The following is a 7,665-nucleotide window of genomic DNA, read 5'->3' as shown; positions in this document are numbered from 1 at the left end:
TGAGGTGGGCACACATCCTGGGGCTGCTCTGCAGCCCTTTCGCGACACAAGGCCGCTCCTACAGGGGATCGGGGTTGCCGTTATTCGGCGATCTGCAGCTTGCGCGCCTGGGTGTACACGTACCGCACCTTCTCGTACTCGAATGGCGAGTTGGTCTGGCCATAACGGAAGTTGGTGGTGTAGCGCTTGTCCACCGCCCGCAGCACGGTGATTTCCGGGTGATCGCTGGCGGTGTCGGGCACATCCAGGTAGTTGATCTCCTTCTCCCCCACGTAGTCCACCACCAGCCCGGTGGTGTCACGCAGGTTCGACGGCCCGAGGATCGGCAGCATCAGGTATGGCCCGTCCGGCACCCCGTAGAAGCCCAGGGTCTGGCCGAAGTCCTCGCTCTGGCGCGGCAGGCCCATTTTCGTCGCCGGGTCCCACAGGCCGCCGACACCGATGATCGTGTTGAACATCAGCCGTGCGGTGATTTGCGCCGAGCGCTTGGCCTTGAGCTGCAGCACGCTGTTGAACAGGTTGGGCACGTCGCCCAGGTTGTTGAAGAAGTTGCTCACCCCGGTGCGCACGAAGCCGGGCGTGATGTAGCGGTAGCCATCGACCACCGGCAGGAACACCCACTGGTCGAAGCGGTAGTTGAAGTGATAGATGCGCCGGTTCATCGACTCCAGCGGGTCGTAGATGTTGAGCGCGGCCAAGGTCGAGCGTTCGAACTCGCGCTGGTCCAGGCCAGGGTTGAACTTGAGCTCGCGCAGCGGATCGAGGAAGCCGTCGGACTCCACGGTGAGCGTTTCGGTCTTGTCGGCCTCGACCACGCTGGCACGCGGTGCGACTTCCTCGGCCAGGGCGTGGCCACTGGCGAGCAGGGCGGTGACGAGCAGCAGTCGATTAACCACGGAAGAACTCCAGCATGGCGTCGCTGTTGACGCGGTAATTGAGGTTGCCGCAGTGGCCGCCATGGGGGTAGAGCGTCAGGCGCTCGCCGAACACCCGGCGCAGGAAACCGATGTCGCCGGGGCCGAGGATCACGTCGTCGGCGTTGTGCATCACGGCGATCTTCGGACTGCCGCGCAGGTAGTCCTCCAGGGCGTACAGGCTCACCTGGTCGACCAGTTGCAGCAGGCTGTTGCCATCGGTGCGCGCCCGCCACATGGGGATCACCTGCTCGGTCAGGTAGCAGTCGAAGTCGCATTGCAGGGCACGTTTGAAGAAGGGCTCCAGGCTGCTGCCCTCGGTGATCGGGAACTTCGGCGGAATGATCAGGCCGCGGCGGTTGATCAGGTCGGAGGTAAAGGCGATGTCGGCGGCCGAAAAGCGGAACGAGGTACCGATGAGCATGGCCATCTGTTCGTTGGACAGGTGCTGGCGGGACTTCTGGAAGTCGTACAGCAGTGCTTCGTTGAGGTCGATGTAGCCCTTGTCCTGGAAGTAGCGGGTGAGTTTCTCCAGCATCAGCTCGTAGAACGTGGTGCTGCGGTCGATACCCTTGACCCGGGTCTGCACCAGTTTGTCCAGGTTGGTGATCGAGGTGTACAGGTTGACCGGCGGGTTGAGCAGCAGCACGCGCTTGAAGTTGAAGCTCTTGCGGGTCTCGTCCAGCTTGCTGACGAACGCGGCGTCCAGCGCCCCCAGGCTGTAGCCGGTGAGGTAGAACTCGCTGACCGGCAGGCGGGCCTGTTGGGCGCGCACCGCCTGCATGACCCGATACAGGTCCTTGGCGTCCTCGCTCGACACGCCCGGGGTGGCATAGCGCGACGCGGCGCTCATGAAGTCCCAGCTGGTGGGCGAGGACAGTTGCACCACGTGGTAGCCGGCCTGGTAGAACAGCTTCTTCAGGTATTCGTTGATGCTGCTGGAGTAGGGCGCGCCAGTGCCGGCGATCAGGAAGATCAGCGGCGCCTCATGGTCCTGCCGGGCCAGGCGGTAGCGCAGTTTCTTCACCGACCAGAAATTGTCGGGCAGGGTGAATTCGCGTTCCGGGCGCAGGTTGAGGCTGTAGTCGGCCTGGTCGATGTCATCGTCGCTGGGCAGCGTTGGGCGCTGGTCCGGCGGCGTGGTGGCGATGGTCGCCTCGAACGGGTTGGTCAGTGGATAGCCGTAGCTCGCGGCATCGATATCCCGCGCCGATGCGGCCGCAGCCAGAAACAGGCCGCCGAACAGGGCGGCGAGGCGCAAAGATCGAAGCATGTAGTCCCCCAAGGAAAACGCAAGGTCGTGCAGTACGCAGGCTAGGACCATGGCAGGCGGGACAAAGTTGCCCGGCGCCCTGTCGTTTGTCGCACCAGATGTTGCCGCGCAGGACAACGTAAGTCTTGTGCAACATAGCTGCAAGGCCATGATTTTGCCTTACCGCGGCGGCTGAGTGATCATGCTGCGTTTCGATTACCGCTCGTGGAGACCCGGATGACGCGTTGGTGGCCGGTCGTTGCCTTGCTGCTGTTGCTGCCCTTGTGGCTGGCGGCCAGTTATGGCGTGCGCTATGGATTGATGGAGGCCCCCCAGTGGGTCGGACTGTGCAGCGTGCCGGGGGGGACCTGGCAATGCCAGGCACGTTCGCTGCTGGGGTTGGGCATCCATTTCCAGGTCATTGCCTGGGGGGCATTGGCGTTGGCGCTGGTCTGCCAGCTGGTGCCTGCTCGTGGTGGGTGGTGGCTGGCGGTGCTGGCGCTGGTGTTGGGGATTCCGGCGCTGGTGCTGTATACCGCGAGCATCGCGGTGTTCGCGGTGGTGCTGGCGGGATTGCGGCTGGTGCGGTGATCGCGGGGCCGCTGTGCGCCCCATCGCCGGCAAGCCGGCTCCCACAGGGGATGACGCCAGGTCTGTGGGAGCTGGCTCGCTCGGTTTCACGCCGAGCGCATCTTCAGGCTCCTCCACAACGCGCCGACCATCATCACGCTGACCACGGCCCATCCCCACGCCTGCTGATTGCGCAGCCCTTCCTGGAACAGCTGCGGTGCGACACCCGCCCCGACGATGAAGGCGAGCAACGCCACTTCCGCCCGCCGTGCCGGTACCGGCCGCAGCAGGTAGACCACCGCCGGCAGCAACAATGCCGCGCTGGGGAAGCTGCGATAACGCGGGTCGAACACCATCGCCAGCATGCTCACCGCCGCTGCGAACCCCGCCGCCAGCAGCCACTTGCCGGCGTGCGCCTCGAGCCAGGCGAACCAGCGCTGGCGCCAGCCCTCGCGACGGGCCAGGGCCAACGCGCCATGGGCCAGCACCAGCAGGTTCAGCCCGGCCAGCGCCACTGCCCATAGCCATTCCCCGGCAAAGCGCGCGTTGGTACGCATCAGTTCACCCCACAACCCCAGGCTGCCGGCGCCCAGGGCGGCCAGCAGCGGCAGCAGCAGGGCGGCGCGGGTGTCCCGTGGGCGACCGGCCAGGGCCAGGGTCGCCAGCATCAGCATCGCACTGGCCAGCAGCCATTGCGGCCACAGCGCCAGATTGCTCACCGGCCCTTCGAGCACGCCTTTGTCCTGGCGGTCGGCGTCGTACAGCCCCCAGTAACCACCCACCGCGCCTTCGCTGGCGCGTTTCCAGGGCTGGTCGAATGCCTCGATCAGGTTGTAGTGCCAGCCGTTGGCCTCGGCCAGGGCGACGAAACCACGGATGAAGCGTGCCTCGTTGACCCGGCTCGGCACCGCGGTCTCGCGCTGTCGGCCTTCGCTGGGCCAGCCGGTTTCGCCGATCAGGATGTCCTTGGGCGCGAAGCGGTTGCCGAACACCTGGCGGACCTCGGCGACATGCGCCAGCGCCGCGTCGATGCCGCGCGGGTCATCCTCCCAGTACGGCAGCAGGTGGACGGTGAGAAAGTCCACCGCAGGCGCCACCTGCGGGTGTTGCAGCCAGAATTCCCAGACATCGGCATAGGTCACGGGCACCTTCACCTGGCTTTTCACCTTTGCGATCAGCTGCGTCAGGCGCTCGCCGGTGACCTCCTTGCGCAGCAGGGCCTCGTTGCCGACGATCACCGCGCTGACCACGTCGGGGTTGGCGTTGGCCGCGGCGATCAGCAGGTCGACTTCCTGGTCGGTGTCGACGGGGTTGGCATTGACCCAGGCGCCGAGCATCACTTTCAGGCCATGCTTGCGGGCCAGCGCCGGGATCGCCTCAAGGCCGGTCATCGAATAGGTGCGGATGCACTGGAATCGCTCGCTCAGCAGCGCCAGGTCGGCGTCCATGCGCGCCGGACGCAGACGGAAAGGCTGGTCGAACGGCGACTGGTCCTTGTCGAAGGGCGTGTAGGAAGCGCACTGCAGCTTGTGCGTCGGGCTCGCCGCATCGGGCAGGTGTACCGGCTTGCCGAGGCCGTACCAGAGCGTCCATAACCCAGCCAGGGCCAACAGGCAGGCGAGCAGGTAGAGGGGCAGCAGCTGGCGGGCGGTACGGGGCATCGGGCGGTCCATCGTCGGGCACAAAGGGCTAGATGATAGCCGCAAATGGCCGGCGCCAAGCCTTTGGCATGCAAGGATCGCGCAGGCCGGCGCCCCTCGATGGCGCTAATGGCACGGTGCTGTCGCTGATCGTTCGCTGAAGGTCGCTGACAGAGCAGGTCGCAGGGTGAGGCAGGCCGATGATGCAATCTCCAAGACCTGACGAGGGAATGCTTTGATGGCTACTTTTACAAGAATGCGACGTTTCCTGGGGGTGGGCGCCGCCTTGGTACTGGGCATGAGCGCTGCGCAGGCAATGGCCAAAGAAGTGAGCATCGGCTATGTCGATGGCTGGTCCGATAGCGTGGCCACCACCAACGTGGCCGCCGAAGTGATCAGGCAGAAACTCGGCTACGACGTGAAACTGCAGGCCGTGGCCACCGGCATCATGTGGCAGGGCGTGGCCACCGGCAAGCTCGACGCCATGCTCTCGGCCTGGTTGCCGGTGACCCATGGCGACTACTGGACCAAGAACAAGGATCAAGTGGTCGACTATGGCCCCAACTTCAAGGACGCCAAGATCGGCCTGATCGTCCCCGAGTACGTCAAGGCCAGCAGCATCGCCGACCTCAAGAGCGACGACAGCTTCAAGAAGAAGATCGTCGGTATCGACGCCGGCTCCGGGGTCATGCTCAAGACCGATCAGGCCATCAAGGACTACGACCTGACCGGCTACAAGCTCACCGCCAGTTCCGGCGCGGCGATGACCGCCGAACTGGGCCGCTCCTATGCCAAGCAGCAGTCCATCGCCGTCACCGGCTGGGTGCCGCACTGGATGTTCGCCAAGTGGAAGCTCAAGTTCCTCGAAGATCCCAAAGGCGTGTATGGCGCCGCCGAGACGGTCAACAGCATCGGCAGCAAGGACTTGGCGACGAAGGCGCCGGAAGTGGCCGCGTTCCTCAAGAAGTTCCAGTGGCAGTCCAAGGATGAGATCGGCGAGGTGATGCTGGCGATCCAGGAAGGCGCCAAGCCTGAGGCTGCGGCCAAGGACTGGGTGTCCAAGCACCCGGAGCGGGTCAAGGAGTGGACCGGCAAGTAATCGGCCGTCGAGCCCTTCGCGGGTAAACCCGCTCTCACAGGTCGTGGTGATCCTGCGGGAGCGGGTTTACCCGCGACGGGCCCATGGCGGATTCTGGTTGTTACGAAATCTGCAAAACACCGTTGCATCTAAGACTAAGGTCGTCTGGTTGGCGTTCAACGGCAGCATAAAGTGGAGTCGGGTTCTCCCTAATCTGTGCTGCTAGGACAAAAACAATGAACGACAGCATTTACCTCTCGATACAGAACAGCCCGCGCTTCAAGGAGCTGGTCACCAAGCGCGAACGCTTCGCCTGGATACTCTCGGCGATCATGCTCGGCCTCTACTGCGCCTTCATCCTCCTCATCGCCTATGGCCCGCACGTGCTCGGCAGCAAGCTCAGCCCGGACTCGTCGATCACCTGGGGCATTCCCCTGGGCGTCGGCCTGATCGTCTCGGCATTCGTGCTCACCGCCATCTACGTGCGCCGTGCCAACGGCGAGTTCGATGAACTGAACAAGGCGATCCTCGAGGAGGCCAAGCAATGATCCGTCACGCCAAAGCCCTGGCCGTCCTGGCCTGCGGCGCTTTCGCACCCGCCGTGTGGGCCGCCGATGCCCTGACCGGCGAGGTGCGCAAGCAGCCGCTGAACGTCTCGGCGATCGCCATGTTCCTGGCCTTCGTCGTCTTCACCCTGGGGATTACCTACTGGGCCTCCAAACGCAACAAGTCGGCATCGGACTACTACGCTGCCGGTGGCCGCATCACCGGTTTCCAGAACGGCCTGGCGATCGCCGGCGACTACATGTCGGCCGCCTCGTTCCTGGGGATTTCCGCACTGGTGTTCACCTCGGGCTATGACGGCCTGATCTACTCCATCGGCTTCCTGGTCGGCTGGCCGATCATCCTGTTCCTGATCGCCGAACGCCTGCGCAACCTGGGCAAGTACACCTTCGCCGACGTGGCTTCGTACCGCCTCGGGCAGAAAGAAATCCGCACCCTGTCGGCCTCGGGCTCGCTGGTGGTGGTGGCCTTCTACCTGATCGCGCAGATGGTCGGCGCCGGCAAGCTGATCCAGCTGTTGTTCGGCCTGGACTACCACATCGCGGTGATCCTGGTCGGCATCCTGATGTGCCTGTACGTGCTGTTCGGCGGCATGCTCGCCACCACCTGGGTGCAGATCATCAAGGCGGTGCTGCTGCTGTCCGGTGCCAGCTTCATGGCGCTGATGGTGATGAAGCATGTCGGCTTCGACTTCAACACCCTGTTCTCCGAGGCGATCAAGGTACATGCCAAGGGCGAGGCGATCATGAGCCCAGGCGGCCTGGTCAAGGACCCGATCTCGGCGTTCTCGCTGGGCCTGGCGCTGATGTTCGGTACCGCCGGCCTGCCGCATATCCTGATGCGCTTCTTCACCGTCAGCGACGCCAAGGAAGCGCGCAAGAGCGTGCTCTATGCCACCGGCTTCATCGGTTACTTCTACATCCTGACCTTCATCATCGGCTTCGGCGCGATCCTGCTGGTCAGCACCAACCCTGACTTCAAGGACGCCGCCGGCGCCCTGATCGGCGGCAACAACATGGCGGCGGTGCACCTGGCCGATGCCGTGGGTGGCAGCGTGTTCCTCGGCTTCATCTCGGCGGTGGCCTTCGCCACCATCCTGGCGGTGGTCGCCGGCCTGACCCTGGCCGGTGCCTCGGCGGTGTCCCACGACCTGTACGCCAGCGTCTGGCGCAAGGGCAAGGCCAACGACAAGGACGAGATCCGCGTGTCTAAGATCACCACCATCGCCCTGGGCGTGCTGGCGATCGGCCTGGGGATCTCGTTCGAGAACCAGAACATCGCCTTCATGGTCGGCCTGGCCTTCTCCATCGCCGCCAGCTGCAACTTCCCGGTGCTGCTGCTCTCGATGTACTGGAAGAAGCTGACCACCCGCGGCGCCATGATCGGCGGCTGGATGGGCCTGGTCAGCGCGGTGGGCCTGATGATTCTCGGCCCGACCATCTGGGTGCAGATCCTTGGCCATGAGAAAGCCATCTACCCGTACGAGTACCCAGCGCTGTTCTCGATGATCATCGCCTTCGCCGGCATCTGGTTCTTCTCGGTCACCGACAAGTCCAAGGCAGCCGAAGACGAACGTGCGCTGTTCTTCCCGCAGTTCGTGCGTTCGCAGACCGGCCTGGGGGCCAGCGGCGCCGTCTCTCACTAAGT

7 protein-coding genes are annotated in these 7,665 nt (G+C 64.4%); 4 read left to right on the top strand and 3 right to left on the bottom strand.

Annotated elements, in window-relative coordinates; all coding sequences use genetic code 11:
- Positions 1 to 80: 80 nt before the first annotated feature.
- Both N7422_RS25235 and N7422_RS25230 read right to left on the bottom strand, forming a co-directional pair.
- The gene (locus N7422_RS25235; protein ID WP_279809067.1) at positions 81 to 815 is read right to left on the bottom strand and encodes a VacJ family lipoprotein; all 735 of its coding nucleotides are present in this window, start codon (positions 813 to 815) and stop codon (positions 81 to 83) included.
- 73 nt (positions 816 to 888) lie between these two features.
- Entirely contained in the window at positions 889 to 2,187 is a 1,299-nt protein-coding gene (locus tag N7422_RS25230; protein ID WP_279809064.1) for a serine/threonine protein kinase, read from the bottom strand.
- 216 nt (positions 2,188 to 2,403) lie between these two features.
- Between N7422_RS25230 and N7422_RS25225 the strand changes: the two genes are divergently transcribed.
- On the top strand, positions 2,404 to 2,757 hold the full coding sequence (locus N7422_RS25225; RefSeq protein WP_279809063.1) for a hypothetical protein: 354 nt from the start codon (positions 2,404 to 2,406) through the stop codon (positions 2,755 to 2,757).
- An 86-nt stretch (positions 2,758 to 2,843) separates the two neighbouring features.
- Here the strand turns inward: N7422_RS25225 and N7422_RS25220 are convergent, their stop codons facing one another.
- Complete coding sequence (locus N7422_RS25220; RefSeq protein WP_279809062.1) at positions 2,844 to 4,409, bottom strand: beta (1-6) glucans synthase; 1,566 nt, start codon at positions 4,407 to 4,409, stop codon at positions 2,844 to 2,846.
- Positions 4,410 to 4,614: 205 nt separating this feature from the next.
- On the opposite strand from N7422_RS25220, the gene N7422_RS25215 reads away from it, so the two are divergent.
- The 3 genes from N7422_RS25215 (at position 4,615) to N7422_RS25205 (ending at position 7,663) form a co-directional block, all read left to right on the top strand.
- Positions 4,615 to 5,475 (top strand): glycine betaine ABC transporter substrate-binding protein, encoded by an 861-nt coding sequence (locus tag N7422_RS25215; RefSeq protein ID WP_279809061.1) that lies wholly within the window; start codon positions 4,615 to 4,617, stop codon positions 5,473 to 5,475.
- A gap of 215 nt (positions 5,476 to 5,690) precedes the next feature.
- On the top strand, positions 5,691 to 6,002 hold the full coding sequence (locus N7422_RS25210; protein ID WP_279809060.1) for a DUF485 domain-containing protein: 312 nt from the start codon (positions 5,691 to 5,693) through the stop codon (positions 6,000 to 6,002).
- Positions 5,999 to 7,663 (top strand): cation acetate symporter, encoded by a 1,665-nt coding sequence (locus N7422_RS25205; protein ID WP_279809059.1) that lies wholly within the window; start codon positions 5,999 to 6,001, stop codon positions 7,661 to 7,663. Before N7422_RS25210 ends, N7422_RS25205 begins: the two co-directional genes overlap by 4 nt.
- Positions 7,664 to 7,665 lie beyond the last annotated feature (2 nt).

Origin of the sequence: Pseudomonas sp. GD04091 (assembly GCF_029836165.1) — a bacterium.
In the GTDB taxonomy this organism is placed as follows: Bacteria; Pseudomonadota; Gammaproteobacteria; order Pseudomonadales; family Pseudomonadaceae; genus Aquipseudomonas.
This window is presented reverse-complemented; position numbering and strand designations above follow the sequence as displayed.